Origin of the sequence: Lysobacter sp. CA199, assembly GCF_052078715.1 — a bacterium.
GTDB lineage: Bacteria > Pseudomonadota > Gammaproteobacteria > Xanthomonadales > Xanthomonadaceae > Lysobacter.
In genome coordinates this window covers 21,335-47,213 of record NZ_JBQJIL010000004.1, presented here as the reverse complement: position 1 = coordinate 47,213, position 25,879 = coordinate 21,335, and the positions used below count along the sequence as shown (strand labels likewise).

The following is a 25,879-nucleotide window of genomic DNA, read 5'->3' as shown; positions in this document are numbered from 1 at the left end:
GAGATTGGCCGGGGAACCGTGACCCGCCTCACCGTCGTTCAGCCGGCGTCCTCGCTATTCTGGACACAGGCCTTGGAGGGCGGTAAATGGAAGGAATCCGACAGCGCTTCGCCATCGTGCTTGCGGCCCTTGCCTTGTGGGCCGTCGCGGGCGTGGCACTTGCTTCGGATTTTCGCCTGGAGCGGTTGGAGTCCTCCAGCGCGCTCGCCCCCGACCAGATCGTGTCCGGTGGCCGCGACCGCGATTTCCGACCGGTCGGCAACGACGAGGTCGTCAATTCCGTAGACATCCCGCAGTGGTGGCGTTTGGTCCTTACCGCCCCAGTGATGGACACGCAGGTACCTCAGCTGGTGCTGACCCACCCCACTCGTAAGGCCGTCGAGCTATGGCAGCCGGGTGGCTCTGTGCCGCTTCGTCGAATCACGCACGACCCCGATGGTGGACGCCGCACTTCGCGCTTCCACGTATTTCCACTCGCGGCCGGGCTGCGCGCCGGAGATGTTCTCTATCTGCGCGTTACAGCGGCGAGCCAAACACCCTCGGTGGTCTCCATCGCGCCGCTGGAGGAAGTCCACCAAGAAGATCTAGCGTTCGTGCGCTACCGAACGTCCGTGCTGGTGGCGCTGGCATTGATCGCCGTACTGGCGTTTGGCTACTTCTTCGCATTGAGTGAACGGGGTTACGCCTATTTGGGCCTGACGTTGTTAGCGCAGTTGATCAAACTGATGATCGACGGCGGCGAGATCGGTCAATGGCCCTGGCTCGCACAGATGGCAGGGGACCGAAGGACCAGCATCGTGATCAGCACCGCAGCCGTGCTGACAGGACTACGCTTCATCGTGTTTTTCCTCGGTCTGCCTCAGCGCCAGCCGCGCGTAGCGCGAGCATTGAACGTTTGCAGCGCACTACTCGGTGGCCTGTTGCTAGTCTCGGTGATCCGGGTGTGGGCGGTGAGTGCGTACTTCGGCAACGCGGTGATGCTGGCCGCGTTCGCTATTGTGGCCGTTGCGGGATTTAGAGCGCTCTTGCATCGCCAGCGAGAAGCGCTCTACTTGCTGTTGGCATGGGCGCCGGTCATGGTGATCTTGGTCGCGCTGGTCGGCGGTTATCAGGCGTGGTGGCCCATCACCAACTGGATCGAATCGGCGCTTCCCGCCGGATTGGCATTCAGTGGCTTCGGCTTGTTCCTTGGCTTGACGGACCGACTGCACCAGTTGCGCAAGGATCGCGATGCGGCGCAGCAGCGCTGGACGTTCGACCGCCTGACCGGAGTCATCACGCGCGACGCTATCGAGGGAATGCTCCTTGAACATATGGAGCGCGCATTTCGATTAGAGCAGCCGCTGTCGGTGGTCTTCATCGACATTGATCGATTCAAGGACATCAATGATCGATACGGTCACGCGGCAGGCGATGAAGCCATCCGCATCGTCGCGCTGCGCGCGCGCAATTGGCTCAATCCGGGTCACTTGATCGCGCGGTACGGAGGCGACGAGATGCTGGTGGTGCTGTATGACCATGACCAATCCGCCGCCGCACAAGTGGCCGAAGAACTGCGTCTTGCCGTCACCCAAAATCCCCTGGCGATTCAGGGCCATCGTATGCAGATCACGCTCAGCATGGGTGTCGCCGACCTGGAGTTGGGCGATACCCTGCAGCAGTTGCTGAAGCGGGCCGACGCCGCGCTGTACCAAAGCAAGACCGATGGACGGGCCAGAGTGACGGTGTATAACGCCGTCATGGGGACGCCGAGCGTCGGAACCTGACTGCGCAGCGCGGCGTGTTGGAATCTGTGAGGCGCATCAATCTCTCGCTCAGCGGGACAGGTGCAGGGGCTGGAGCGGGCTAAATTGGGCTGCGGCCAAGGGATTTGGGGCCGCGTCTCTCCGCTTCTTATAGGACCCATGCCATGAAACTGCCCAGACTCGCTGCGGTCGTCGTTACGATCAGCCTGCTGTTTTGTGTCGGCTGCGAAGTACCCACGCACCCGCCGAATCTCATTGACGCTAGCGCCAAAGCCGCCGGAGCGAAGGCTGCGAAAGCGCTTGCTGAATCTTCCGAGTCCGCTTACGCGCACCAACAGCGCTGATCAGCGCTGCGCGCGTTGCGGATCTTTCTTGATTGCGTGGGCCGCTGAGAAGTCATTCCAGCGGCCCTAATTCGTTCTGACGCCCAGCGCGTCTTATCTCGACCTCTTGTCTCCCGTTCTGGCTGCTCACGCGACCGGAGCGCATATCTGCGCGCGCGAACAATTCATGACCAACCGCGACACCACGATCACGCTGCTGATCAAGGCGAATGCCGCACAACTGAATCAGGCGCTGGAACAGGCCGGTGTGCGCGCGCGAGTCTTTGGCAACGAGGCCGATAGCGCGGGCCGACGCGCCAGCAAGTCCTTCGATGGTTCGCGCAACAGTGTCGAGGCCATCGGGCGTCAGCTCGGCCAGGCCAAGGCACAGCTACTGGCTTTTGTTGGCCTGCAAAGCGCCGGCACGGCCATCGGTGGCTTGGTGCGCGCGGCAGACGGATACGCGAATCTTTCGGCGAAGATCAAGCTCGCTACCGCTTCGCAGGCTGCTTTTAATCTTGCCGAAGATGCGGTCTTCGCGATCTCGCAGCGAACCTCGACCTCGCTCGACACCACCGCGACGCTCTTCGGTCGCCTCAGCAGTGCGTTGAAAGACCAGGGCGGCTCGCAGCGCGAAGTGCTCGGTTTGACTGAGACGATCAACAAGGCGCTCGCGGTCTCTGGCGCCACCGGCGCTGAAGCGTCGTCCACGATCTTGCAGTTAAGCCAGGCGTTTGCCTCTGGCACGCTGCGCGGCGACGAGTTCAACTCGGTCAATGACGCCGCGCCGCGGCTGATGAAGGCCCTGGCCGCCAGCATGGGCGTGCCGATCGGGGAGCTGCGCAAGCTCGCCGAGGCCGGCAAGCTGACGAGCGAGCAGCTGCGGGTTGCCTTCTCCGGCGAGCAGGCGAAGAAGATCGCCGCGGAGTTCTCGCAACTGCCGCTCACGGTCGAGCGCAGCCTGACCCAGCTGGATAACGCGTTTACGCGGTTCATTGGTCAACAAGACCGCGCCAGTGGCGTGTCGACCGCGATCGCGGGTTCAATCCAAGGGTTGTCGCAAAACTTCGACAGCTTGGCGAATGTGGTCGGCGTGGTGGTCGTCGCCGGGTTGGGTCGCTTGATCGCGACGCTGGCCACGGCGGGCGCCGCGAAAGTGGCTGGCATCCAGAAGACACAGCGACTGGCGCAGGAAGAATTAGCGCAAGCTCGGGCGGCCGAGACCGCGGCGCAAGCCGAACTGGCGCGCGCTCGCGCCCTGACGATGTCGGGCTCGGGGGCGGCGCGGGTAGCCGCCGCCGAAGGCACCCTGGCCGCCGCGCAGGCGCGGACGGCTGCGGCTACGCAGGTGGCGACGGCGGCGGTAGGCGCGAAGGCGGTCGCGGTGCGTGCGCTGTCGTCGGTGCTGACCCTGATGGGCGGACCGCTTGGTTTAGCGATTACCGGCGTCACGCTGCTGGCCAGCGCGTTCGCCAGCGCCAGCGCGAGTGCAAAAGCAGCCAAGGTCGAGTTCGAAAGCACGATCAAGGCAGCGCAGCGCTTTCGCGAACAACAAGACATCGATACGGGCGTCGACGCCGGCAAGCGCCTGATCGCGCAGCGAGAGCAACTCCAGAAGGAGCTAGCCGATCTTGAGGGCATTCAGAAAGGCTGGGGTGGCGGTCACTTTAACGAAGGCCAAAGCTCGGGACGGATTCTCTACGGCGAGGAGCTGGACGGCGAGATCAAACGCGTCCGATCGCAGTTGGCACGAACCAACGATGAGTTCAATCAAGTCCGCGACTCGTTGACGCAACTTCGCGCGGCTCAGGCCAGCGGCGGCCGAACGCGGCAACAAGCAACCAAAGATGCCACTGACTTCACCAAGGCGCTGACGGACCAGAACGAAAAACTCAAGATCGAGCGAATCGAACGCGAGAAAGGATTGCGCGCGGCGCTGGAGTATCAAGCCGTCAAAGCGGCGGGCGTCAAAGACACCACGCAGCTCACCGAGGCCACGCGCAAGGCCATCGATGAGCAGGTCCGCGAGCGAGACGCCGCCAAGGCATCCACCGATGCCGGCCGCGCGCAGACGAAAGCGGTTCGTGATGCGGAACGTCAGCGTAAGGCAGACGAGCGCAAATTACTGCGCGACCAGAAGGAGCACGACAAAGTAGGCAAGAAGGATACCAAGGACGATGAAGCCCTAGACAAAACCGTCCAAGAAGCCGATGTCACTCTCATGCGCAACCGCGGTGACGGTGCGGCGGCTCGCAGGAAAGAGCTTGATCTTGAGTACAAAAAGGCGCTCGCCGACCTGCAGGCCAAAGGCAATACTGCCGATGCGCTGAAGATCCAGCTTCGCATCGACACGGATGTAGCGAAGGTCGAGCTGGACGATCTGCAAGCGCAGGTTGATCGCGTGTTCGGCGAGCAGTCCCGGCAAGAGCAGTCGATCCAAACGCGTCAGCAGACTGGATTGTTGACCGAGATCGGCGCACGTCGCGAGCTGATCGACCTGCATGCCAAAACTGCCGCCGAAGTCGAGCAGCTGCTTCCGAAAATGGATGCGCTGGCGGCCAAGACTGGCGCCCCGGAATCGATAGAACGGGTCAAGGATTTGACCGCTCAGGTCGCCGCGCTCAAGGTTCAATCGAATGAACTTGTGATTACGCTCACCAACGGCTTCGAAAGCGGCCTGAGCAATGCCCTGGAAGGGCTGGCCACCGGCGCGCTGACCTTGCGTCAGGCGCTGACCGGTCTGGTGCAGGACATGGCGAAGTCGCTGGCGCAATTGGCCTCGCAGCAGTTGGCGGCGATGGCAACCGCGAAGCTAATGTCGGTGATCGGCAAGGCGGCGGGCGGCAAGGGCACCCCTGACCTGGCGCAGCCCGATCCCGTGCAGGCCGCTGCGGCAGGCGCGGCCTATGCGATTCCCATCACCGGCGCATCGGTGGCGCTGGGCGTGGCCGGCAAGGTGGTGAAGGATGCGGCGGTCGCGATGCAGGCCGCGGCGATGACGATGCTGGCCGCCAACGCCACCAAGTCCGCGGCGACCTTTGCGTCGGGTGGCTTCACCGGCATCGGCCCGAAGTACGCGCCTGCTGGCGTGGTCCACCGCGGCGAGTTCGTCCATCGGCGCGAAGTCGTTCGGCAACCGGGCGCGCGCTCGTTTCTGGAGCGATTCAACCGCTTGGGCATGTCGGCGTTGGAAGGGTTGCGTGGTTACGCGACGGGCGGCTTTGTCAGCCCAGCGCCGCGTGCGCCGGCACCGATGCGGGGTCCCATCTCTGACCGGGCTGCCCCAGCGGCGGAAGGCGAGCGTCGTGGATCGCAGATCACCAACGTCCTGTATCTAGACCCGCGCGAAATCGTCAACGTGATGAGTACCCAAGCCGGGAGGCAGGTCATCCTGTCTACCATTCGGGCGAACGCCCCTACGGTGCGGCAGGATCTTGGATAAGCATCTCAGCCGATGCGACCTGCGAAGCGCATTATTCCTTTCACGGCAGTGGCTTACCTCGGTGGACAGCCCGCCAGGGCCGGGCTACGATGCCCCCAGAACATGAGGCGAAGGGATGCGGCGATTTGTTCTTCTAGCGGGCGCGTTGTGCGTCTTGGGTATGCCGGCCCCCGGACTGGCCGCCGCGTCTTCGCCCCCGCGTGCGGCTGCCCATGTCCCGGTCGAGTCGCTTGCGCCGCTGCAGCAGCTCCTACAGACACCCGAAGATCGGATTGACTTGGCGAAGGCCAAGTTGACCATTGACCGCATAATCGATCCAACGGTCGATGCCATCGAGACGCGCCGGATACTCGATGTCTTCGCTGCTCGGATAGAGGCGCGTTTCCCCAACGGCGCGTCGAGCCAAGCGAAGCTAGAGTTATTGGTGACTTCGCTGTCGCAACCGGGGCCGTGGAACGACCATCGACCTTTCAGCTACGACTTGGCTGATCCGTTCGGCCGGAATATCCGCAACAAGCTCCTTTCGACTTATCTGGCAACCCGTAAAGGTAACTGCGTATCCATGCCGGTGCTATTGGTCGTTCTCGGCCAGAAGCTCGGGTTGGACATGACCTTGGCGACGGCCCCTGAGCATGTCCTGGTCAAGTTCCGGAACGATCAGGGACAGTGGATCAACATCGAAGCCACCAGCTTCGGGACCAAGCACGATACCGGCTATCAGCAGGAACTGGGTATTGCCCCCAAAGCGATCGCCAGCGGAATTTACTTGCGCCCGCTCAATAAGCACGAATCTGTCGCGGTCATGATCGCGACCGTGATGGAGTTCTACGGGCAGCAGGGCAGGCAGCAGGACCGCATCAAGACAGCCGATATGGTGTTGCAGGTTGCGCCGAACGACGTAGTGGCAATGCTGCAAAAGGGCAACGCGTACTTCCGCATCATGCAAGAGCGATACTTATCCAAATACCGCTCGCCGGATGAAATGCCGCCAGCACAGCGATTGGACTTTGACGGGCTACAGCGCAACAACCAACTGTGGTTTGAACGTGCCGAGGCGCTGGGGTGGAAGATGCCCACGCAAGCCGAAACCGCTGTCTATCAGCGAAACATTCAACGCACCAGAGCAACACCTCAAGGAGGAAAGTGATGCACTCCAGCAAATTCGTTCTGGCCTCTCTACTGGCCTTGCCGATCATTGCCTTTAGCCACTGCGCTTTCGCGCGATTCGTTCAATCCGATCCCATCGGTCAAGCGGCCGGAACGAATACCTATGCTTACGTAAATAGCGATCCGCTCAGCCGTATTGATCCGCTGGGGCTCGACGACATCAATCTAATCCCAAAGAAAGAGGCGTTGAACGGCTGGGTCAACAAGTACCAGGACGGCAAGAACGTGTTGTCGATTGCCGTGCATGGCTTGCCGGGTCGCTTCCAAGTCAACGGAAAGTTGTTGACCGGCGAAGAGCTTTACGAACGGCTTAGTAAAGACCCGGAGTTCATGAAGCAACTAAAGGACGCGGAAGTTGTACAGCTTAATTCTTGCCGCACCGGTAAGGCGGATGCGAAGGGCTACAACGCCGCGCAGGACTTCGCCAACCACGCCGGGAAGGCCACCTACGCATCGGAGTATTGGAATTGGCGTCGACCGGATGGTTCCTTCTTCCTGGGCAACGCAATCGGTGGCGCTAGTAAAAATGGCTGGGATTACGGTTACGAAGGCAATCTGATCTTTTGGCCCCAAGGGGGTAAAAAATGATGATCTCCAGATGGTCGACTCTTTGCTTGGCGTGTTTGCTTTGCCTTGGTGCGGCTCGGGACGCTGATGCACAGGACCAATCGATCACTCCGCAGATAAAAGCGCAACTGGAAAAGAAGGCCTTGCAGGGCTCGGGTGCAGCGGCCTTAGAGGTGGCGATGTTTCATGGCACCAGGGATACGCACTTGTTGGAGTACTGGACTTGGATTGGTGCCGAGAATGGCGACCCCACATGCCAGTTCAATTACGCATCCTTGTTATCTGGAAAAGCTGATTCTTATTCGCAAATGCGCGCCATCTACTGGATGAAGAAGGCGGCAGCCCAGAACGTACAATTCGCAAAAGAACGGCTAAAAGAGATGCTCCGCGAACAAGAAAAGAAGCATTAATCGTTTGAGGCTAACGTTAAGAGCATGCTTCCGCCTAGGCGCTCACCAGCTGTACCGATCGCGTAGCTTCCGTAAATCTAATCATCAGCGCGCCCGGCCCTGCCGGGCGTGCTTTTTTGTGCCTATGACTCTTCGAACCGGTGTCGCCACCGACTATTACGATTTTCTCAACCGCTTGGAAACCGCGCTTTGCGCAGAGGGCCATGCCTGGGGGCTGTTCTACGCGGGTGCTGGAAACGGCACGCTGACTGGCGTAGATGGCGCGACCGGCGGCTACCGCGGCGGCGACGCCAGCCTCGCCGAGGGCTTCACGGTCACTGCGCTCGACGCGGGCCGCTTCCAAGTGGTCGGTGCTGCCGCCGGGGAACTGGGTATCGCGCAGGTCGGCCAGCCCTTTGAACACGAGCGGCTCCGCTTTCGGATCAATGCGGGATCTATGGCCTTCACGGCCGGTGATCGCTTTACGTTGAACACATCGCCGCCTTGGACCCTGGTACGCCGATGGGGTGTGCGAAACCCGAACTTCCGCACGGGCAATTTCACCAATCTGTCCGCGCTGTTCGATAACGCAATGGATACGTGGGGCACTCGTGCGGTTGCCGATCTTCCCGCTGTTGCGGGGATCGAATTGATCGGACCGGTCGCCGTCCGGGCGGTCACGATGGGCATTGGCGACTCGGGCGCGCGCGGCGCGGCGGCCTTCGAACTGCAGGGATCGGACGACGGCGCGGTGTGGTTGCGTGTGCAAGCTTGGTCTGGTGTGCGGTGGCCTTCGGCACGGGCGCGCCAAACGTTCCTGGTGACGGGAAATTCAACTGCAGCCCGATTCTGGCGCGTGGTGTTCTCGGCCACGAACGGCGCGACGCCGCTGGATTGCAATGACTTGTCGTTCCATACCGACTTCAACGCCGACTTCGAACTGGAGGACCGTGCTCAATGGATCGTAAAGGCCCCTGGCCTCGACGGTCGCCAATCGATCTTCATCGGTGCCGAACTGTTTGAAGAACCCGCGCGCGCGGCGTACAACCTCAACTGGTACGGCTTTCGCAGCCATAACCCGTTGCTGAACCTGCGCACGCAGGTCAACAACAGCGGACTGCGGCACCTGCCGTTGCGCAATGGTCCATTTGCTTACTGGCTCGCCATCAACGGGCAACGCGTCGTGGTTGTGGCGCGGATCGGCACGGTCTATGTCAGCGCCTATCTGGGATTTGCGACCGCCTACGAGCCGCCGTCGATCCATGAGTACCCGTTGATCATCGGAGCCTGTGGTTCGACCGAGAACGGCACGCCCGATGCGACGGACGCGAACTTCCGCGGCTTCTTCGATCCGGGCCGCTACGCGTTGATAGCTAACTACCCGGATAACGTGTGGCGCCCTCACTGCAATCGCTATGCCTCGGGTGCGAACGATTACGGCGACACCGAAACCTCCGGTAAGGTCTATCCGAGCGCGATGTCCACCGGTGGGGATCGCGCTTACCTGCGCGACAACCTAGACGGTTCTTCGCCGCTGTTCCCGCTCATTCTCGGAACGGCCCAGCCCCGCCACGGCTGGGGCGAGTTCGACGGATGCGCCTGGACGACCGGCTTCTCGACGGCATCGGAATCGCGCATCGAACGCGACGGTGTGACGTGGCTGGCGTTCCAGAACATCTTCCGCATCTCACCCGATAACTACTTCGCCTTGAAGATGGACTGATGGCTTACGCAATCTCGGCCGCGAACGATCCTAACGAACTGCTGGATAAGCTGCGGCTGTTCGCCCAAGGCGCTGGCTGGGCGATCGATGGGCTGCGCGATCGCACCGCCAGCACCGGTAAGGCACTCAGTCTGCATGTCGGCGACTTCTACGCCACGTTTATTTCCCAACTCGTCGGCGGCGACGGCAACAGCCCGCCGCCGTTTATGGGTGCCTTCGGTCACACCGGCTTTGCGGCTGGTGCCAACGCGGATGTGCAAGCCGATGCGAGTGCCATATGTTGGACCAACTATGCCCAAGGCCCATACAGCGCCGTGCATTTCTTCGGCCGTACCGCGCCGCAGCCGTACCTGCACATCGTGCTGGAAACTCAAGCCGGCACCTTCAAGCACTTTGGTGCCGGCCGACTGGTGACCGCTGGGGTCGTCAACACCGGTCAGTACGTCTATGGGAGCCAGTGGTACTACTCCGCGACCTACATCAATAGCGCGGATTCCCCGTACCACAGCGTCGCGTTCGATGACACCTATTACAACTACACCTCGCCGTGTACGCGTATCCGAGCCGACTACGAAGGCATTGCCCCGCGTTGGCACGCGACCAGTGGCGACAGCAATGACTCACGGCGGCTGTTGGCCGGTTGGCGCGGCAAGGCGGCGCCGATCAATCTGCTGAAGGACATCGGGCACAGCGCGCTCACCGGCCGCGCGCCGGGACAGCCGCTGTGGAGCGCAGTGCCGCGTGGCGCCGGCTTGTTCTCGGACATTGGTCATCCCGCCGATATGCGCTTCATCCGAATGGATAGTTACGCACCCGGCGAGGAACTGCCGATGGGCAGTGATCGCTGGAAGATCTTTCCGATCCACCGCAAGAACGGTCCGCCCGGCACGCCCAACAGCGGTGTCTACGGATACGCCTACCGCATCACCGAGTAAACCGACCTCTCCATGATCTGGCCCGCCCTCTGGCCGCTGACCTTCAGCGGTCAGGGCGACTATTTCAAATCGTCGCCCGCGTGGGACGGCGGTGCATCCGGCGCCATCGGTGCCGAACCCGGCTTCGGCGCGCGCACCGTAGAGGTGCCGGTCCATGTGGCTGACCGTCGCGTCGGCGTACCGCAGGCGATGTTCGGCGACGACTTCTTCGATCGCATCCATGTCGAGCCGCAGTTACTGAACCTGGGCAACGTCAGCAGCGTGCAACAACGCGCGGTACGCGTCTGGAATGCCTACCGCGCGCGTGCGCTGACGTTGACCGACGCTGCTCTGTCGGGTGGCGAGGGCATCGTCTTGACCGCGCCGGGTGCGCCGCCGCTGCCGTTCGCGCCGATGTCGGAGCGGACGTGGCAGATCGCGGTCGGCACCGATGGACCGCCGGTGATCGCGGCGACGCTTTCGTTTCAATTCGATGGCTTCGCCGCGATTCCCGTCGTTATCACCGGCCAGCGCATCGTGGCCTGGGCGTTCGTCCCCGATTGGTCGCGTGGTGTGCTGGAGCGGCTGGCGTGGAAGACCGACATCCTGACCAGCCCGACACAGGTCGAGCAGAGGCGCGGCCTACGTTCCGCACCGCGTCGCTCGTTTGAAGCCACCATGATCGTGGACGGTCGCGAGCGGGTGCTGCTCGACCTGGCGGTGTTCGGTTGGGGCGGTCGTACCTGGGCGCTGCCGATGTGGCCGGATGTACAGTGGCTGTCGAGCGATCATGCGCTCGGCGTTCGTGTGATCGCCTGCGATCCCCGTCACCGCGATTTCCGCGTTGGCGGGCTGGTGCAGCTGCGTGGCAAGACCGCCTTCGATGTCGAAGTGGCAGAGGTTGAGGCGATTGGGGGCGCCTCGATCACGCTGCGCCATCCGACGACGAAGACTTGGCCGCGCGGTACGCGGCTGTATCCGGTGCGGACGGCGCGGCTGGCAGAACCCCCGAAGGTCACGCGCCTGACGGATCAGGCGGCGTCGGTCCGCGCCCGATTCGATGTGGTCGAAGCCTGCGATTGGCCGGTCATTGCGAATGCGCCGATGTACCGCGGTTACCCGGTGCTCGCCCAACGGCCGGATGAAACCGAGAAGTTGTCGAACGGCTGGCAGCGAGCGCTGCTGACGTTGGACAACGAGTTCGGCCGTCCGTTCGTATTGGACCCGGCGGATTGGGCTGCGGTATCGCAGGCGCATCAATGGCGCATGCACGGCCGCGTCGAGCGGGCCAACGTCCGGTCGTGGCTGTACACCCTGCGTGGCCGCCAACAGGCGGTTTGGCGGCCCACCCACGCCGACGACCTGGCATTGGTCGCCAACTTGGCCGGCACCGCCACGGCGCTGGACGTGGCCAATGTAGGGCTGGCCCGGTTTGCCGGCTTGCGACCGGGGCGACGCGACGTGCGGATCGAGCTGCGCAATGGGCAGGCATTCCACCGTCGGATCACGGCCGCAGTAGCGCTGGATGACGATGCCGAGCGATTGACGATCGATGTCGCGCTCGGCGTGGACGTGCGCCCGGGTGACGTCCGACGCATCAGTTTCTTGGTCCTGAGTCGCGGCGACAGCGACGACACCGAAATCGAACACCACACCGACAGCGACGGCGCCGCCGACGCTTCCATTGTCCTGCGCGCTGTGCGCGATCCTGACACTGAGACGCCCGCACCCGCATGAGCTTTGAACAGCTTGAACGATCGACTGCTGCGGGCAATCCGCGGCGGCTTTACGAGTTCGTGCGCGGCGCGCAGCGCTGGCGCTACACCGGAGGCGACCGCGACTTCGCGCTCGACACGCAAGTCTACGGCGCTGCTGCCATCAGTGATGACGGCATCCGCCAATCGGGCCATACCGCCAGCGACATGCTGACGATCACCGCGCCCGGCGATTTTGAGGTCGCGCGGCTATATCGCGGACTGCCGCCATCGAGCGAGGTCGCGGTCATCGTCCGCGACGTCCACGAAGGCGACGGCGATGCGCGCGTGGTCTGGATGGGCCGCATCGCAGGCGTCAATCGGCCGTCGTTGGAAAGCACCGAGGTCCGATGCCAATCGCTCGATGCGGCACTCGGGCAGCCAGGATTGCGATTGGCGTGGACACGCGGCTGTCCGTACAGCCTCTACGACCGCAATTGCCGGGTTAATCCCGAGTCGTACCGCGTTCCAGCGTCACTGACCACGCTCGCCGGCAACGTCATCACGGCGGGCATCTTCGGCCAGTACCCGGATGGCTGGTTCGCCGGTGGATTCCTGGCATGGGATCTAGGCGAAGCGGGATTGGAGCGACGCGGCATCCGCGCGCACACCGGTGAGCGGCTGACGCTTCTCGGTGCTGGCGATGGTTTGCGAGTGGGCCAAGCCGTCATTGCGTATCCCGGCTGCGGTCGGTCCATCGCGATCTGCAACACCAAGTTCAACAACGCCCCGAACTACGGCGGCGTACCCGGTCTGCCCGGCAAATCGCCGTTCGACGGCTCCCCTCTCTTCTAATTTTCGGATACACGCATGGGCATCTGGGTCCAACTCGCGATCTGGGTTATCAGCTATTTCGTCTCGGTGGCCGCACGGCCGAAGCCGCCGCAACCCAAGCCGGCCGCGTTCGGTGACTTTCAGTTCCCGCAAAGCACCGAGGGCACACCGCAATCGGTCGTGTTCGGCGACGTGTGGACGCCGGATTGGATGGTGCTCGGCGTCGGCCAATACCGCACCCAGCCGATCAAGCAAAAGGGCGGCAAGAAGTGATCGTGACCCTGGATCATCTGCGCCGCGCGCCGGGCTTTGGTGCGCGCGCCGGATTCTGCACACAGGGCGGTCGCGAGTGGTTCGCCTACTACGGGCTGGACTGGAGCGCGTTCGTGCGCGACGGCATCGAGTCCGAGGTGGTCGAAGCGATCGGCGATGCCTTGGGCTTGCACCTGGTCGCGTTCGCGCGCGCGGAGGAAGCGCGTGGGCAACAGTAAGAAGCAAACGGTCGGGCATCGCTATCTGTTCGGCCTGCACATGGGCCTGTCGCGCGGTCCGCTGGATGAGATTGTCGAGATCCGGGTCGGCGATCGTGAAGCCTGGAAGGGCTCGATCACCAAGACCAGCCGCATCCTCATCAACAAGCCCGATCTGTTCGGCGGCGACAAGGGCGAGGGCGGGATCAAGGGGTGGCTCGATGTGCTGATGGGCGATGCCGCTCAAGCCGTCTTGCCCATGCTCAGCGCGCTGCACGGCACGCCGACGCCTGCGTTCCGCGGTGTCACCACCCAATACTTCGACGGCCAGATCGCCGCCAACAATCCGTATCCCAAGCCCTGGAAGATGCGGGTTCGCCGTGCGCTCGCCGGCTGGGACGGGGCGCCGTGGTATCCCGAGAAGGCGATGGTCCCGCTGGCGAGTGGCGCGATCCGAGCGATGAACCCGGCGCACATCTTGGTTGAGTGCTTGACGAACCGGGATTGGGGCCGCGGTCTGGATCGTGGCGTGTTGGACGAAGCCAGCTATCGAAGGGCCGCCGACACGCTGCACGCTGAAGGCTTTGGCCTGTGTCTGCGCTGGAACCGGCAGTCGTCGATCGCCGACTTCATGCAGGTCGTCATCGACCACATCGGTGCCGCTCAGTACACCGACCGCTCGACCGGCCGGCTGACGCTGAAGTTACTGCGCGATGATTATCGGGTCGAAGACCTGCCGTTGTTCGATTACGAATCCGGCCTACTGGCGATCGAGGAGGACGAAGGCGGGGCGCAGGACGGCGCGATGAATCAACTGATCGTGACGTGGTACGACCCGATCAAGGACGAAGAGCGGCAAATCCGGGTTGAAGACTTGGCCGGCATCCAAGCCACCGGCGGCGTCGCGTCCAGCACCACGGAGTACAAGGGTTTACCCACAGCGGAACTGGCGGGGCGCGTGGCGACGCGCGATCTGACCATCGCATGCTCCGGTCTGAAGCGATTGAAGCTTCGCTTTGATCGCCGCGGTGGTGTCCTCGCGCCGGGCGGCGTGTTCCGAATCCGTGATCCGTTCCGTGGCCTCGACAACCTCGTCCTGCGGGTCGGCACGTTCGATGACGGCAAACTGGCCGAGGGCGCGATCACCGTCGCCGCGGTGCAGGACGTGTTCGGGTTGCCGGCAACGGCCTATCTGGAACCGCAGCCGCCGGTGTGGACGCCGCCGGATCGAGCGCCGCAGCCGTCGCCGAACCGGCGATTGATGGAGGCGAGCTACCGCGATCTGGCTACTACGTTGAATGCCTCGGCGCTGGCTGCACTACCGGCCGATGCCGGCGTGGTATTGGCCGTAGCCGAGCAGGCGACCGGGTTGGCGCTGAACTACGTGCTGACCACGCGTGTTGGCAATGGCGAATTCACCGAGGCCGGTGTCGGGGATTGGTGCCCGACTGCGCTGCTGGCCGATGAGATGGTTGCGTCTACGACCACGGTGCAGTTGGCATCGGGCCGTGGACTGGATCAGATCACGGCCGGTACCGCTGCGCTGGTCGAAGACGAGATCGTCCGTGTCGTCGCCATCGATCCCCAAGCGCAGACCGCCACGTTGGCGCGCGGCTGCGCGGACACGGTGCCGGTGCCGCATGCAACCGGGGCGCGAATCTGGTTTTTTGATGACTTCGCCGCGAATGATCCGCACGACTACACCATCGGCGAGACCGTGCAGGCTAAGTTACTGACGCGCACGTCGAGTGCGCAGTTGGACCCGGCTCTGGCGCCGGTAGACTCGATCAAGCTAGCGCAGCGCCAAGCGCGGCCGTATCCGCCCGGTGATCTGAAGCTCAACGGACAACGCTACCCGGCGTCGATCGACGGTGACCTGGTCGTGGCCTGGGCGCATCGCGACCGACGCCTGCAGGCGGACCAATTGGTCGATCACGGGCAGGGATCGATCGGTCCCGAAGCAGGGGCTGCGTATGTCTTGCGATTGCTGGACGCCATCGCGGGCCAAGCGCTCGACAGCCCGGCGGCTTTGACTGTGGCCAGCTACACGTCGCCATTGCGGGGCGCGTACCGCTTGCGCGCCGAGGTCGGCACGACGCGCGATGGCCTGACGAGCTGGCAGAAAACGACCCACACCTTCGACTTTAAGAACGGCTTGCTGCGTACCGAGGTCGGCGACGACTTGGTCACAGAGGCCGGCGATTTCATTCTGGCGGATTGACGATGGCGAATTTGAAACTCTCGCAGCTGCCGGCGGCGGCGGCACTCACCGGGACGGAAATCCTGCCGGTGGTGCAGGCGGGTCAGACCCGCAGCACCACGGCTGCCGCCTTGGCCGACCTACGAAAGGGGGCGTGGCAGGCATTTACGCTCAACGCGCCCTGGGCAGCCTTTGGCGATCCATTCGCGAACGCCGGGTATCGCAAGGATGGTGGGCGTGTGCAGCTACGCGGGCTGGTCAAAGCGGGCGTGGGAGGAAGCGTCATTTGCGTATTGCCGGCCGCATTTCGACCGCTCACACAATTGCTCTTCTTAGTCGGCTGCGACTTGGCTGCGCCGGCACGGATCGACGTAAGGAGCAATGGCGAAGTCCTGGTCGCACTACCGTCATCTGGCGTACTCGGATGGCTCTCGCTCGATGGCATCGGTTTCTTTGTGGACTAACTGTGCATCGGCATAGTCAAGGGGAGATGCATACACGATGCTAGGGCGCGCGTTACGTCCTTCCTCACGAAGTGTGCTGACGATCGAGTCGCGGGAGTCCTCAGTGGCCTCAGACAATCCGTCGAGGCAACTCCGAAGTCGATCAATCTCCTGCTCGACCAAGCGCTTAATATTTTCCGGTTGTCCGTTATCAATCATCGCAAGACTACCGCCCAGACCGGCAATGATCGCAAACAGCGCGACCTCTGCTACCGCCTCGACGTCATCCATGTGCCCGGTATCGTCCAGGCAGTAGCCAATCGCGGCACAGCCGTAATACGCTGACTCCTCCAGTGGCGACATGGGGCGTATCCACTTGCGCGCCGGAGGTTGCTGGTAGGGGCGTTCGATCACCGCCGCGCTATGGCGCTTCCACTCGGGCAGCGCGGTGCTATCCCATACGACATCCAGCGACTCACGCAGGGCTTTGATGCTGCCGCGGTTATAGGCCCGCCGGTATAGGCGATAGTTCGCTACACAAGGCTCAGCACAAAACGCCATGAATGCGACGCGCTTCCAGTTCGGGGCGCCGCTTAGCTTTCGTACAACTTCAGCTCGAAAATCGCCGATCATGTTGTCCTCGATTGCTCTATAGCTAAATCTGGGTGTAGTCGGATATCACAGCCCGCCGGCCCCCATTGGCCGGCGGGTAGTTCCTGCACCGCGGTTACGCTCTAGCGACGGGGGGTACGTCGGAGGGCGGAAGACTGCCTCGGCGGGGATGAGCGCGAAGGCAGTTGCGGCGCAGGTCGATTCAAAAGTTCCTCGCGCAGAATGAGGACGCATCGGGGTGCAGTTATGCCAAAGCGAACGTGTCCGTTTGCACAGCGGAAGACGCGGATCTCTATGTCATGACCGACCTTGATGGCTTGGCAGGGCCGGCGAGAGAGAATCAGCATCGCGATCAGCCCGGCCACACGCACGGGAAATACAGCCCGTATTGATCGCAGGCTTCGCGAAGTTCCATGCTCGGCAAAGGATTTCGTAGCAGCGCCTCAAGATCGGGCGGCGTCATGAAGCGAATGATGCATTCGCGCTTTCCACCGAAGCCCGGTGCCCACACTTCCGTTGTCACCGAATGATCGAGGTGGTGGCGGCGCGCACGCGCCGTGGCGGCACCGATGCACGCTTCGCGACCCGCAAACGGAACGTGGTCGTCCTCGCCGTTGATCGAAACGCGCCAGTTCAATGAACCTCGGCAGACCGCATCGAAATGAACTGCATCACTGATTACCATCCCTCGCGCTCCTTGAGGACCCCAATCTTTCGGACAAATCCTTCGCCCACCCACTGAGGGTGGTAACTGCGCCCTTGCATCTGATCCGGATGCAAGAAGAGTCCACGGGCTTGTCGCTCGTCAGAGTGAGAGTGCGCCGGGAACACCGCCCAAAAGGTCGGGTCCATGATTTCGTGACTGGGAAGCGTCAACCAGGCATGCAGGCTGACGCGCGAACCCGGCGCAATGCCGGTGCGCAACATCTGTTCCAGTCCCTCGATCGGTGTATAGCTGAGCCGATGTTCGTCCTGGCACACGTAGCCCAAGGTGTAGGCCACGCGGACACGCAGTTGCGCCTCCAACAATCCGCGCACCATAGCGGTCAATCCGAAGCGCTGAGCGGCGATCACGTCTTCGCGGAGACGGCCTAGGCCGTAGTCTAGAAGGCGTTGGGTTGATGCAATGGCTTCGCCGGAAGCGTATCGAAAGGAAAGTGGCTCAAACGGCGGCGGCTGCAATCCCCACAGAATGCTGCGTGCTTGGGCGGCCATGAGCTTGTACTCATAGTTGGTCGCCGCGCAGCCAGCGGGAGCACCGGATGTAAAAAACCGGCGCAGCCAATTCGGTAGCTTCCAATGCATATGCGCCGGGTACGGAAGTTGAGACACAAAGCTCTCCTGTCCACCCCTTTCGAGGCGGTGTGGCTAAGGTCGGATTGAAGGAAGCGGTTAGGCTGTGCGCGGTGCGGCTGTGCGCGTCTGTTCTTGCGATGGTTCTTCTACAGCGACTGCGCTTTGGCGCTTGTTGACAGCGTCGACCTGCTGTAATGACGCGTCGACCGGAATCTGCGCCGCTACCGCAGTGTTGACCTGAGCGCGTTTATGGGCGGGGTCTTGGAGATCGCCCTCGACAACAAAGATATCGACGCCGGATTTAGCTGCGTTTCCTGGGACTACGTGGTCAGCGCGCTGCAGACCGCTCTGCTTGGCGCTGGCCAGGGAGGCGGCGACAGTGCGGTCACCTGATTCATCGAAGCTCATGCCCTGCCGCGCGTAGATCGCTTGCACGCCCGAATTAATGGAGTCGTGCATCTTGTGATCGGGGTGGCCTGGCTGGCGCGGATCATGTGGCCGGTCGCCGCCAGCCGGTAGAGAACCGTGCGCGTCTTTGAAGGGACTCTCCGCAGGCTTCTCTGGAAGCAGTCTGCCGATCTCGTCCGCCACGCCCTGAAGGCCACGCACGCCCGAAGCACCGACAGAGACGCCGCCGCGTATATTCTCGATGTCTCCTCTGTACTTATCGAACATGGGGCGATGCTGGTCGGCAAGTTCGCGCGCCTGCGGCTGGACAAGGATCGACCGGTCTGGCTGTCCATTGCCGTCGACGTTGAGAAAATGATGCATCCGGTGAGAATCGCCCCCGGTGACTGCAGCCTTGATCGGATTCCTGATGTCGAACTGACTGCCGTTGTCGTCGTAACCCGCCGCCTTCATCACGTTCAACTCGACGGGCTCCGCGTACATCTGCACCTTTCCGAAGTGCTTGCTCGCCGCGCTGACCACGTCACCGGCCATCACGTGGTTAATGACCTGATTTCCACCTTCGGGTATCCGATAGCCAAGTTCGGCCGCGCCGTAGGGGTTGAAGGCTTCGCCGTTTAGGTTGAGCTTAGCGGCGGTGATCTGGGTAAGGCAGCCGCCGAGGGAATGCCCGGTCACGGTTACTTGCGGTTCCACGCCAAAATCATGCCCTTGCTTCTGCGCCTTCTCAATCGCGGATCGCGTGAACTCAAGTGCGTCCGCTGCTTGAGCATTAACGCGCTTAGCAACCATGCCGCCATCGGCAAGCAGGCCATCTTTGAATGGCTGGTTGTCGAACTCGCTTCCCCGATGGGCAACGACGATCTCGCCGGTATCTTCGCGTTGATAAATCGTTCCTTGGTATCCCGATGGTTTATCGACGTGATCGAGGATCTTGTACGTGACTCCATCGATTTGGGTACGACGCTCTTCCTCTTTGCTCAGATCCGGCGATCGATAAGCATCTTGCGCTAGGTTTGCGTACTGCTGTGTGGTCATGCTCATGGCTGCGGCGTCCTGGCCGTGGTTATCGTGATGCTGAAGAGTTCGCCTCGAAGACGTTCTACATACTTATCCGGGCTTGGGGCGCCATGGTCGGGATAGTTTGCGATCTTCTCGTCCCTGGGGTAGTTGCCCCGCCAGTAGTAGGACGTGTTCTCCGTTTTGGTAGCCATGTCGTCTGCATCGACGCTCGCAACGAATCTCGTCTCACCTTCAGCCCCGGTCGCCTTGAATCTTACAGCCGGGCCGATAGCCTTGAACCGACAGACGCCGTGCCCGAAATAGTCGCCATCAATTAGACCGTCTAAAGCCACTCGCCCCTGATAGGTGTTGCTGCTGGTCCTGTCGAGCTTGATCGGAAGAGTGGTTGAGATGGGGGTGGTCTGAACGCCGGAGAAATACTCGGCCGGAGGCAAGCAGTCCATGTTGGTAATGTCGTACTGCATCCAGCCTTCCACGACCTCAAATGGGCCGGGAGGATTGCTGAGGGTGATGGTCAGATCATAAAGAGCATCGGGCTTGGGGTTCTGTTTATACGTAGGCATTTTTGTTCCAGATTTGCTTGAGCATCCGCCGACTGCGAGCGCGACACACGTCAGCGCTATCGAAAAGGTCAGTAGCAAAGATCGAGACATCGAAACTGGGCGCTTGGCTAGGCCGAATTGCATTGTTCTAGTCCTCACGCTGAGCGTGTGAATAGGGTTGGGACCATGGTGTGACCCAAGGTCACGCTTCCAACTGGGCTGCGCCGACGCGGGCGAGAAGTTTGCCTGTCCTTGTCGAATAGCGATCGGCCATGAATAACCCAACCGTCAATCCGAACAGAACGAACCACAGCGGTGGAAGCAAGTACGCAAAGGGAACTAAAGGCACCGCTGCCATGACTAGGGTTGAACCGAACCAGTGCAATGCGACAGATCGCTTGATGCGTTGATGTACTTCACGATGCGCGGCGTAGGCGGGCTCGGCCTTTAGCGCACGACGCGAGTCGAAGTAGACATTACTGTGAAACCCCGCAGCGATTGTGTGTAGCAGCGTCGATGCCAGCGCGAGAAAAATGCCTGCTGTCATCGTGCCCACCGAGTGCGTGACGCCAGCAACGGCGAGGACAACAAGTGAAGTCGCGAAAGAGCCAAAGGACAAGCGCGACCACTTCAGCGCCCATCTCGATGAGCTTTGGACATTTTCTATTGCGGTCCTATGAGGGAACATTGCTTTTATGAGCTTGTTCATCTGAAATTCCTTTTCGCGCCTGACGGAGCGACGCTTACTGAACGCGGACTGGAAGGCTGCAGGCCTTGTAGTACACGTGGCAGTCGCTATCGCCACGTCGACTACATGCTTCCATCCCTAACTCTGTCGCGTCCTCAATCGACTTCGCTGTCGCATCGTTAGTCCCCTTCTCCCCCTGGATTGTGACTATGCAAAGATCGCTATAGGTCGATAGAAGCACGCAGGCATGACCGCCACGGGACTCGCAGGAAGCTATTGCCTCCTTGACTGCCAGTCGCTTGGACTTCTGATCTGCGGCTGCTCCCATAATCCGGTTTTGCGGGTCCTGGGTGATCGCACCCCAACGCGATGACCACTGAATTTGGGGTCTGCTGCTGGGTATCGGGCCACAAGAAGAGGTATTAGCTCCCTGGTGGGGAATCATTCCTGGCGGACAACCTCCCTCGGCGCGAGCGGTATGAATAAAAGGGACTATCGAAACCATCATGATTAGAAGAATGGCCGGCTTCATCTTTTTTTGATCTCGTTGTTGTTCTGAGAGTCTGGCTGGCCGGTCGGCATGTGCCTGGCACCGGCATCAAAAGTTCTTCCAGTATTGCCTTCTCTTGGGGGCGAGACGCGGTCACCCTGGGAGTATGAGCCGGGCGGCTGTCCCTGGGGACCGGGTTGGCTCTGATTTGAATTGTTGAAGGCAGAGAATTGCAGGAAGCTACCGACTTGCCCTTGGAAGAAATGGGCAGCAACAGGCGGTACCGAAATGATGAGCATGGTGAGCACTAGCCCGAGCCCGCCCTGCTGCATAGCTTGGCTTGAAATTCCTTCCGCGCTCATGCCCGGAATGTTGACCAGTTTCGCCAACCACATCGCCGCCGAGACTCGGATCATCAGATCCAGGATCAGATTTGAGACGAAGCTCAACATTGCCATCGAGAACAGGGTGCCTAGCCCGTACTGAAGCCAGCGGTGGAACATCCCTTTTGTCGCATCAAATGCGAGGGCGAAGATGAACAGTGGTCCAAAACCGACCCACATGGCGACCACGAACTTCATCAACAGCAGCATCACGCCTGCGGCCAGCGCTGGCCCGGCGGCGCCAAGGCCGGCCAAGAGCTTCGCGGTACGTTTCTCCTCCACAAGTTCGGGGTTTCCGTCGAGAACCTGAATTCCGTCAATCGCGGTCATCGCGATCTGGAGGTATGCCAGATTCTCGTCAATGCTGTCGGCCGTGGTCTGCCCCTTCTTTCCGGTGACGATTTCATGAATGGCCTCGTCCATGTCAGTGGTTAGGAAGTCATGCAGCTTTACGCCACCCAGCGCCATCGACGTAGCGATGCCAAAACACAGGACGATCCTCAAGCCGCTGACGACGAGGCCCATGAGGGGATCGCGCAACTTGCCGGTCAGGACTTGGTAGCCCTGGAAAAAAACCCACAGGGTGACAAAGCAAAGCCCGACGCCTCCGACGAAGCCCATCGATCTCCCCATGAGAGCGAGGCCGAAGTCTGCGATGCGACTTGTGAGCCATCCGTTGACGATCCGAAAGATGGCGTAGTCGGCTACGCCACTGTCGATGGACGGCGACAGCCAGCCCAAAATGTTCGAAGAAGCACTAAACAGATCCATTGCAAGGTTCCAAAAATGGTGGGCGTCGCCTACTTGAGCAGGGCGGACTTGATCACGTCGCTGGGGATGACGCCATCAAGAGCGCCCTTTTTGCCTTGGAGCGCACGCTTCGCAAGCCGCGCCTGGTCCCACTTCAGTGACGCGACGTAATCGTCGTATGCCTTCATGCGCGCTTGCCAGTAGTCAAGCTCCAGTTGGTTACGCGCCACGAAGCGGTATGCCTCGTTGTCGTTGGCTGCGAGGGCTCCTGGGCTATTGCTGACGCCATCGCGCTGACTCTCGATCTGCGCGAACTCGCGGTTACGCTGCATAAGCGTACGGAGCATGTTGACTGACTCGTTGTACTTGGCGTTTTCCGCGTAGACGAGGCGCTGGCATATGCCCTGTTGCTCATCGACCACGTTGCCGTCGAGCTTCGGCATGGCCTGCCGGAACGCGCTTGTCAGTTGGTCTTTGATGCCCCGGCCGGGACCCGGACACATGTCTTCCATGCCGTAGTCCTGGGGACGTGGGGGAAAGCTGTCCTCCATTCGCCCTTGACCGAAGTTGATGCGCTGGAGCTTGATGAGTTGCTGCTGGTAGTGGTTGGCCGTTTCCTGCCAACGCTGAGCGTTCTTTCCGAACTCGGCAGCGTCCTTCGCGATTTGCTGGAGCTTGGCTCCGTAGTTGACCGGATCATTGACGATCATCTGCGCGCTGGCTTGACTTACGCACAAGCCGATTCCGATGGCAACGACTACTGCAGCCCCCCTGACGGAGCGACGATTCACTCTGCTGCGATGTTCCATACCGACTCCTTTCGTATCGAATGTGCTGCAAATGGATTACGTAGACTTTTTGCGCCGGGGTGCTGCCGGTGGGCCTCGGAATTCCAGCGCGCGCGCGAACGCGCCCGCCCTTCCGCCGTGATCTCGGTCGAGGAACAGACGGCTGACGCGACGACGATTTTTCTTTGTCAGCACGCGCCAGCCCGGCGCGCAGCCGTCTTCGGGTAGCCGATAGATGTCTTGGAGATCGGGAGCCGCCGCGTTGGTTGCGTCGGCATCGCTGGCGGCTTCGGGCGCCACGCAATGCTCGTCTTTATCAGTTGAAAGCTGGATTGCGCACGAGGGCTTGTTGGCCGCCAGCAGTTCAGCTCCCTTTTCTCCTAGCTGCCGCTTGCGCTCGCCAATCGCCAGCGTCAACGCAGCGGCTGGTCCGCGCTGAGCGGTCCTGTACGTTTTGGTCAGAAGCTGATCCGGCGAAAGGCGAGTCTCGGCGGTGTAGCCCACGACCTGCCCGCCCTTCCGCACAGCCGACACACCGTCGTAGATGGCGTCAGCGGTCTTCGCTGGAACTTTGCAGCTGCTATTTGTCATCAGGAGCCTTTCCCGGTAAGCAATGGCCGCTGCGCACGCGCGGTCAGGGTTTCCGTAGAGGACGTCGCTGAAATATCGGCGTTTGACGACTCGGCCTCCGCGCCTAGCGCAAAGTTCCCAACCTGAGCCGCCAACTGAGCGATACGGATGCCGGCGAATGCCGTAGTCAAACCCGACCGTTTGTTGCCGAGATTCTTTCCCTGAAATCTGCATGACGCCCCTCCGTGGGTGTCGTTGATAACTCGCCATCGCGAGGAATACAAGCATGCAATCAATGAATTCTAGAATCTGTAGGAAAAGTCTGATTTTGCTGTAGTTGATTCGACCACACGGCGTGGTCGTATCGACTACACGCTGTGGTCGATGTAACTACGCGTTGTGGTCATAGCGCCTACAAACAGACGGATAAACAGCAAAAACAAAATGATTGACTTGATAGCTCTAGAACTCTTGCGGCTTAGTCGCACCCCCACGGGACGCACATTGCCAGGAGGGCTCATGATCCATGTGTTCATTGTTGATGACCACTCGCTAACGAGGGCCGGGTTCCGCCTGGTCATTGGGGATGCGATCGATATCGCTATCGTAGGTGAGGCCGCGAATGCCGCAGACGCTTTGGCTTTGATCCCTGAGCTAAATCCAGACGTCGTGCTTTGCGATTTTCATTTGCCCGACGGCGATGGCCTATATGTCGTGCGGCAGTTGCTGGCGCTGGACCCGTTCATGAAAATCGTCGTTGTCTCGATGCTTGAGGGTGGACCCATTCCCCGACAACTGTTGCGGGCAGGCGCAAAAGGTTATGTCACGAAGGCTTCCGATTTCGCATTGGTACTCCAAGCAATACGAGACGTCGCCGCAGGAGGACGTTTTTTGGATGAAGCGCTCGGCGGCGAAGACCTGCTCCCATACTCCCGCTTCGACCTGCTGAGCGCACGCGAGCAGGAGGTCGTTCGAATGATTATTCGCGGTGAGGAGCGCCGGAGCATCGCCGATAAGCTCGGCATGTCCGCTTCGACGGTCGGATCGTATCGGTCGCGCATCTACGAAAAGCTCCAGATCCGCGACCGCGAGGCGCTGCTGAGGCTCGCCAAGAACGAAGGCTTTGACGGCGGCCTTTGACTGCCACGAAGCGCCGCGAGGGGGTGGCGGGTTTCAGAGCGGCTGTCAGAATCTTTGCGCGGGGGCGGGTCATCCCGCCGAAACGGGCCAGTCTAGGCAGAACCAACTGGGGGCGAGGCGACGTCCGCCGACCTGTCCCGCGGCGCAACGCACGCCGGGACGCGGCGACACAGGGCCAACCGGCATGAGCCGGTTTAGACCGGTTTAAGCCTGTTTAAACCCGTCAAGAGAGTTGGACCCCGCGTGCTTTGGGCGCGCCAGTTTCCAGCGGTGAACTCTCTCCGCTCTCCGCACGCCCCTCCGAAAGCCCCAGTCCTGGCGGCCTTCCGCGAGGGGCGTTTGGTTTTGGGTCTTCGGCAAGAACCCCGAATCCGGTCGTTTTCCTCTCTCTCCACCCCGTTTTTCTCCGGTCGGTTGGTCCTGAGACCAAACGCTCGTGTGCGCAAAGCGCCAAAAACAAGGTGGATTTGTAACGACCTCGAATTGAGGTTGGATTCGGATATGGCCCACCGTTGGCGATTCCAACCGCTAACCCGGCCCTCGCACCAGCCCATATTCCAGCGCCAGTCGCGTCAACGCGGCCTCGCCACGTACCTCCAGCTTGGCCAGCAACCGCGCTCGTAACGTCCGCACCGTCGAGCCGGCGATGCTCAGGGCTTCCGCGATCTCGTGGTTACGCTTGCCCTGAATCATCAGCATCGCGATCTCCAGTTCCCGTCCGCTCAGCCGCTCGAACGGCGAGGACTCAAACAGGAGATGGCCGCCCAAGGCATCGTCCAGAAAGCGTCGCCCCTGCGCGACCTCCCGCACCGCCCGCACTACGACGGCGCCGTCGCGTGCCTTGGAGACGTAGCCCAACGCGCCGGCCGCCAGTAGCCTGCGCGGCACCGGCCCGCCGTCAACCATCGACACCACCAGGATCTTCATCGCCGGATCGTGCTTCAGAAGATGTCGGGTCAGATCCAGTCCGCTGCCATCCGGAAGCTGGTAGTCACATAGCACCACGTCAGGGGCAATGGCGGGAATCGCCATCTTCGCGTCGTCCAGGGTGGCCGCTTCGCCAATCACCCGAATATCCGCTTGCGCTTCCAATAGCCAACGCAACCCCACCCGCGCCAGCGGATGGTCGTCCACGACAAACACGCGAATCATCGACTCCCTCGACTACGTCGTCCTGGGACGCGACTTAGCCGAAGTCATCTCGCGATTGGCAACACAATCATTTTGAAACTGCGTCGCGTCGATGCAAACGTAGCCGACCGCTTACGCGATGTGGAC

27 protein-coding genes are annotated in these 25,879 nt (G+C 61.4%); 15 read left to right on the top strand and 12 right to left on the bottom strand.

What is annotated here, in order from left to right:
• Nucleotides 1–86 precede the first annotated feature (86 nt).
• From ACTOWJ_RS07310 to ACTOWJ_RS07245, 14 genes are all read left to right on the top strand, one after another.
• Complete coding sequence (locus ACTOWJ_RS07310; RefSeq protein ID WP_441333939.1) at nt 87–1,766, top strand: sensor domain-containing diguanylate cyclase; 1,680 nt, start codon at nt 87–89, stop codon at nt 1,764–1,766.
• Nucleotides 1,767–1,909: 143 nt separating this feature from the next.
• On the top strand, nt 1,910–2,089 hold the full coding sequence (locus ACTOWJ_RS07305) for a hypothetical protein (protein WP_441333938.1): 180 nt from the start codon (nt 1,910–1,912) through the stop codon (nt 2,087–2,089).
• Nucleotides 2,090–2,255: 166 nt separating this feature from the next.
• Complete coding sequence (locus ACTOWJ_RS07300; protein WP_441333937.1) at nt 2,256–5,510, top strand: tape measure protein; 3,255 nt, start codon at nt 2,256–2,258, stop codon at nt 5,508–5,510.
• Nucleotides 5,511–5,787: 277 nt separating this feature from the next.
• A complete protein-coding gene (locus tag ACTOWJ_RS07295; protein ID WP_441333936.1) occupies nt 5,788–6,657 on the top strand; it encodes a transglutaminase family protein in 870 nt (289 codons plus the stop codon).
• On the top strand, nt 6,657–7,265 hold the full coding sequence (locus ACTOWJ_RS07290; protein ID WP_441333935.1) for an RHS repeat-associated core domain-containing protein: 609 nt from the start codon (nt 6,657–6,659) through the stop codon (nt 7,263–7,265). Before ACTOWJ_RS07295 ends, ACTOWJ_RS07290 begins: the two co-directional genes overlap by 1 nt.
• Nucleotides 7,262–7,654 (top strand): hypothetical protein, encoded by a 393-nt coding sequence (locus ACTOWJ_RS07285; protein ID WP_441333934.1) that lies wholly within the window; start codon nt 7,262–7,264, stop codon nt 7,652–7,654. Before ACTOWJ_RS07290 ends, ACTOWJ_RS07285 begins: the two co-directional genes overlap by 4 nt.
• A gap of 124 nt (nt 7,655–7,778) precedes the next feature.
• Nucleotides 7,779–9,356 (top strand): hypothetical protein, encoded by a 1,578-nt coding sequence (locus tag ACTOWJ_RS07280; RefSeq protein WP_441333933.1) that lies wholly within the window; start codon nt 7,779–7,781, stop codon nt 9,354–9,356.
• Nucleotides 9,356–10,291 carry a hypothetical protein gene (locus tag ACTOWJ_RS07275; protein WP_441333932.1) on the top strand — a complete coding sequence of 312 codons (936 nt, stop codon included), beginning with the start codon at nt 9,356–9,358 and terminating at the stop codon, nt 10,289–10,291. Before ACTOWJ_RS07280 ends, ACTOWJ_RS07275 begins: the two co-directional genes overlap by 1 nt.
• A gap of 12 nt (nt 10,292–10,303) precedes the next feature.
• Nucleotides 10,304–12,007 (top strand): hypothetical protein, encoded by a 1,704-nt coding sequence (locus ACTOWJ_RS07270; RefSeq protein WP_441333931.1) that lies wholly within the window; start codon nt 10,304–10,306, stop codon nt 12,005–12,007.
• A complete protein-coding gene (locus ACTOWJ_RS07265) occupies nt 12,004–12,819 on the top strand; it encodes a phage BR0599 family protein (RefSeq protein WP_441333930.1) in 816 nt (271 codons plus the stop codon). Before ACTOWJ_RS07270 ends, ACTOWJ_RS07265 begins: the two co-directional genes overlap by 4 nt.
• Before the next feature lie 15 nt (nt 12,820–12,834).
• On the top strand, nt 12,835–13,071 hold the full coding sequence (locus tag ACTOWJ_RS07260; RefSeq protein WP_441333929.1) for a hypothetical protein: 237 nt from the start codon (nt 12,835–12,837) through the stop codon (nt 13,069–13,071).
• A gap of 2 nt (nt 13,072–13,073) precedes the next feature.
• On the top strand, nt 13,074–13,289 hold the full coding sequence (locus tag ACTOWJ_RS07255; protein ID WP_441333928.1) for a hypothetical protein: 216 nt from the start codon (nt 13,074–13,076) through the stop codon (nt 13,287–13,289).
• Complete coding sequence (locus ACTOWJ_RS07250) at nt 13,276–15,489, top strand: phage tail protein (protein WP_441333927.1); 2,214 nt, start codon at nt 13,276–13,278, stop codon at nt 15,487–15,489. The genes ACTOWJ_RS07255 and ACTOWJ_RS07250 overlap by 14 nt, the downstream gene beginning before the upstream one ends.
• Before the next feature lie 2 nt (nt 15,490–15,491).
• Nucleotides 15,492–15,932, top strand: a complete 441-nt coding sequence (locus tag ACTOWJ_RS07245) for a hypothetical protein (protein ID WP_441333926.1) — start codon at nt 15,492–15,494, stop codon at nt 15,930–15,932.
• Here the strand turns inward: ACTOWJ_RS07245 and ACTOWJ_RS07240 are convergent.
• The 11 genes from ACTOWJ_RS07240 to ACTOWJ_RS07190 all read right to left on the bottom strand — a co-directional run bounded on the left by ACTOWJ_RS07240 (nt 15,876) and on the right by ACTOWJ_RS07190 (nt 23,695).
• On the bottom strand, nt 15,876–16,544 hold the full coding sequence (locus ACTOWJ_RS07240; RefSeq protein ID WP_441333925.1) for a DUF416 family protein: 669 nt from the start codon (nt 16,542–16,544) through the stop codon (nt 15,876–15,878). The two genes, ACTOWJ_RS07245 and ACTOWJ_RS07240, sit on opposite strands and share 57 nt — an antisense overlap.
• A 101-nt stretch (nt 16,545–16,645) precedes the next feature.
• Nucleotides 16,646–16,870: a carbon storage regulator gene (locus ACTOWJ_RS07235; protein WP_441333924.1), complete on the bottom strand. Its 225-nt coding sequence runs from the start codon at nt 16,868–16,870 to the stop codon at nt 16,646–16,648.
• A 5-nt stretch (nt 16,871–16,875) separates the two neighbouring features.
• Nucleotides 16,876–17,208 (bottom strand): hypothetical protein, encoded by a 333-nt coding sequence (locus tag ACTOWJ_RS07230; RefSeq protein WP_441333923.1) that lies wholly within the window; start codon nt 17,206–17,208, stop codon nt 16,876–16,878.
• Nucleotides 17,202–17,855, bottom strand: a complete 654-nt coding sequence (locus ACTOWJ_RS07225; protein ID WP_441333922.1) for a hypothetical protein — start codon at nt 17,853–17,855, stop codon at nt 17,202–17,204. The genes ACTOWJ_RS07230 and ACTOWJ_RS07225 overlap by 7 nt, the downstream gene beginning before the upstream one ends.
• A 60-nt stretch (nt 17,856–17,915) precedes the next feature.
• Nucleotides 17,916–19,271 carry an XVIPCD domain-containing protein gene (locus ACTOWJ_RS07220; protein ID WP_441333921.1) on the bottom strand — a complete coding sequence of 452 codons (1,356 nt, stop codon included), beginning with the start codon at nt 19,269–19,271 and terminating at the stop codon, nt 17,916–17,918.
• The gene (locus tag ACTOWJ_RS07215; protein WP_441333920.1) at nt 19,268–19,813 is read right to left on the bottom strand and encodes a hypothetical protein; all 546 of its coding nucleotides are present in this window, start codon (nt 19,811–19,813) and stop codon (nt 19,268–19,270) included. The genes ACTOWJ_RS07220 and ACTOWJ_RS07215 overlap by 4 nt, the downstream gene beginning before the upstream one ends.
• A gap of 181 nt (nt 19,814–19,994) precedes the next feature.
• Nucleotides 19,995–20,501, bottom strand: coding sequence for a hypothetical protein (locus ACTOWJ_RS07210; protein WP_441333919.1), 507 nt, complete (start codon nt 20,499–20,501; stop codon nt 19,995–19,997).
• Between the two features lie 34 nt (nt 20,502–20,535).
• Nucleotides 20,536–20,925 (bottom strand): DUF4189 domain-containing protein, encoded by a 390-nt coding sequence (locus tag ACTOWJ_RS07205; protein ID WP_441334361.1) that lies wholly within the window; start codon nt 20,923–20,925, stop codon nt 20,536–20,538.
• An 83-nt stretch (nt 20,926–21,008) separates the two neighbouring features.
• Nucleotides 21,009–22,124, bottom strand: a complete 1,116-nt coding sequence (locus ACTOWJ_RS07200; protein ID WP_441333918.1) for a type IV secretion system protein — start codon at nt 22,122–22,124, stop codon at nt 21,009–21,011.
• 29 nt (nt 22,125–22,153) lie between these two features.
• A complete protein-coding gene (locus ACTOWJ_RS07195) occupies nt 22,154–22,912 on the bottom strand; it encodes a hypothetical protein (RefSeq protein ID WP_441333917.1) in 759 nt (252 codons plus the stop codon).
• A gap of 36 nt (nt 22,913–22,948) precedes the next feature.
• Complete coding sequence (locus tag ACTOWJ_RS07190; protein ID WP_441333916.1) at nt 22,949–23,695, bottom strand: hypothetical protein; 747 nt, start codon at nt 23,693–23,695, stop codon at nt 22,949–22,951.
• A gap of 285 nt (nt 23,696–23,980) precedes the next feature.
• Between ACTOWJ_RS07190 and ACTOWJ_RS07185 the strand changes: the two genes are divergently transcribed.
• Nucleotides 23,981–24,601 (top strand): response regulator, encoded by a 621-nt coding sequence (locus ACTOWJ_RS07185; RefSeq protein WP_441333915.1) that lies wholly within the window; start codon nt 23,981–23,983, stop codon nt 24,599–24,601.
• Nucleotides 24,602–25,129: 528 nt separating this feature from the next.
• On the opposite strand, the gene ACTOWJ_RS07180 is transcribed toward ACTOWJ_RS07185, so the two are convergent.
• Nucleotides 25,130–25,753 (bottom strand): response regulator, encoded by a 624-nt coding sequence (locus tag ACTOWJ_RS07180; RefSeq protein WP_441333914.1) that lies wholly within the window; start codon nt 25,751–25,753, stop codon nt 25,130–25,132.
• Nucleotides 25,754–25,879: the final 126 nt, after the last annotated feature.

Bases quoted from the DNA above. Each gene is read 5' to 3' on its own strand.
- ACTOWJ_RS07210 (WP_441333919.1), bottom strand. From the start codon at position 20,501: ATGAACAAGCTCATAAAAGCAATGTTCCCTCATAGGACCGCAATAGAA.
- ACTOWJ_RS07230 (WP_441333923.1), bottom strand. From the start codon at position 17,208: ATGGTAATCAGTGATGCAGTTCATTTCGATGCGGTCTGCCGAGGTTCA.
- ACTOWJ_RS07180 (WP_441333914.1), bottom strand. From the start codon at position 25,753: ATGATTCGCGTGTTTGTCGTGGACGACCATCCGCTGGCGCGGGTGGGG.
- ACTOWJ_RS07200 (WP_441333918.1), bottom strand. From the start codon at position 22,124: ATGGATCTGTTTAGTGCTTCTTCGAACATTTTGGGCTGGCTGTCGCCG.
- ACTOWJ_RS07190 (WP_441333916.1), bottom strand. From the start codon at position 23,695: ATGCAGATTTCAGGGAAAGAATCTCGGCAACAAACGGTCGGGTTTGAC.
- ACTOWJ_RS07275 (WP_441333932.1), top strand. From the start codon at position 9,356: ATGGCTTACGCAATCTCGGCCGCGAACGATCCTAACGAACTGCTGGAT.
- ACTOWJ_RS07280 (WP_441333933.1), top strand. From the start codon at position 7,779: ATGACTCTTCGAACCGGTGTCGCCACCGACTATTACGATTTTCTCAAC.
- ACTOWJ_RS07235 (WP_441333924.1), bottom strand. From the start codon at position 16,870: ATGCTGATTCTCTCTCGCCGGCCCTGCCAAGCCATCAAGGTCGGTCAT.
- ACTOWJ_RS07220 (WP_441333921.1), bottom strand. From the start codon at position 19,271: ATGAGCATGACCACACAGCAGTACGCAAACCTAGCGCAAGATGCTTAT.
- ACTOWJ_RS07310 (WP_441333939.1), top strand. From the start codon at position 87: ATGGAAGGAATCCGACAGCGCTTCGCCATCGTGCTTGCGGCCCTTGCC.
- ACTOWJ_RS07215 (WP_441333920.1), bottom strand. From the start codon at position 19,813: ATGCCTACGTATAAACAGAACCCCAAGCCCGATGCTCTTTATGATCTG.
- ACTOWJ_RS07205 (WP_441334361.1), bottom strand. From the start codon at position 20,925: ATGATTCCCCACCAGGGAGCTAATACCTCTTCTTGTGGCCCGATACCC.
- ACTOWJ_RS07260 (WP_441333929.1), top strand. From the start codon at position 12,835: ATGGGCATCTGGGTCCAACTCGCGATCTGGGTTATCAGCTATTTCGTC.
- ACTOWJ_RS07185 (WP_441333915.1), top strand. From the start codon at position 23,981: ATGATCCATGTGTTCATTGTTGATGACCACTCGCTAACGAGGGCCGGG.
- ACTOWJ_RS07305 (WP_441333938.1), top strand. From the start codon at position 1,910: ATGAAACTGCCCAGACTCGCTGCGGTCGTCGTTACGATCAGCCTGCTG.
- ACTOWJ_RS07300 (WP_441333937.1), top strand. From the start codon at position 2,256: ATGACCAACCGCGACACCACGATCACGCTGCTGATCAAGGCGAATGCC.
- ACTOWJ_RS07245 (WP_441333926.1), top strand. From the start codon at position 15,492: ATGGCGAATTTGAAACTCTCGCAGCTGCCGGCGGCGGCGGCACTCACC.
- ACTOWJ_RS07240 (WP_441333925.1), bottom strand. From the start codon at position 16,544: ATGATCGGCGATTTTCGAGCTGAAGTTGTACGAAAGCTAAGCGGCGCC.
- ACTOWJ_RS07285 (WP_441333934.1), top strand. From the start codon at position 7,262: ATGATGATCTCCAGATGGTCGACTCTTTGCTTGGCGTGTTTGCTTTGC.
- ACTOWJ_RS07270 (WP_441333931.1), top strand. From the start codon at position 10,304: ATGATCTGGCCCGCCCTCTGGCCGCTGACCTTCAGCGGTCAGGGCGAC.
- ACTOWJ_RS07290 (WP_441333935.1), top strand. From the start codon at position 6,657: ATGCACTCCAGCAAATTCGTTCTGGCCTCTCTACTGGCCTTGCCGATC.
- ACTOWJ_RS07265 (WP_441333930.1), top strand. From the start codon at position 12,004: ATGAGCTTTGAACAGCTTGAACGATCGACTGCTGCGGGCAATCCGCGG.
- ACTOWJ_RS07195 (WP_441333917.1), bottom strand. From the start codon at position 22,912: ATGGAACATCGCAGCAGAGTGAATCGTCGCTCCGTCAGGGGGGCTGCA.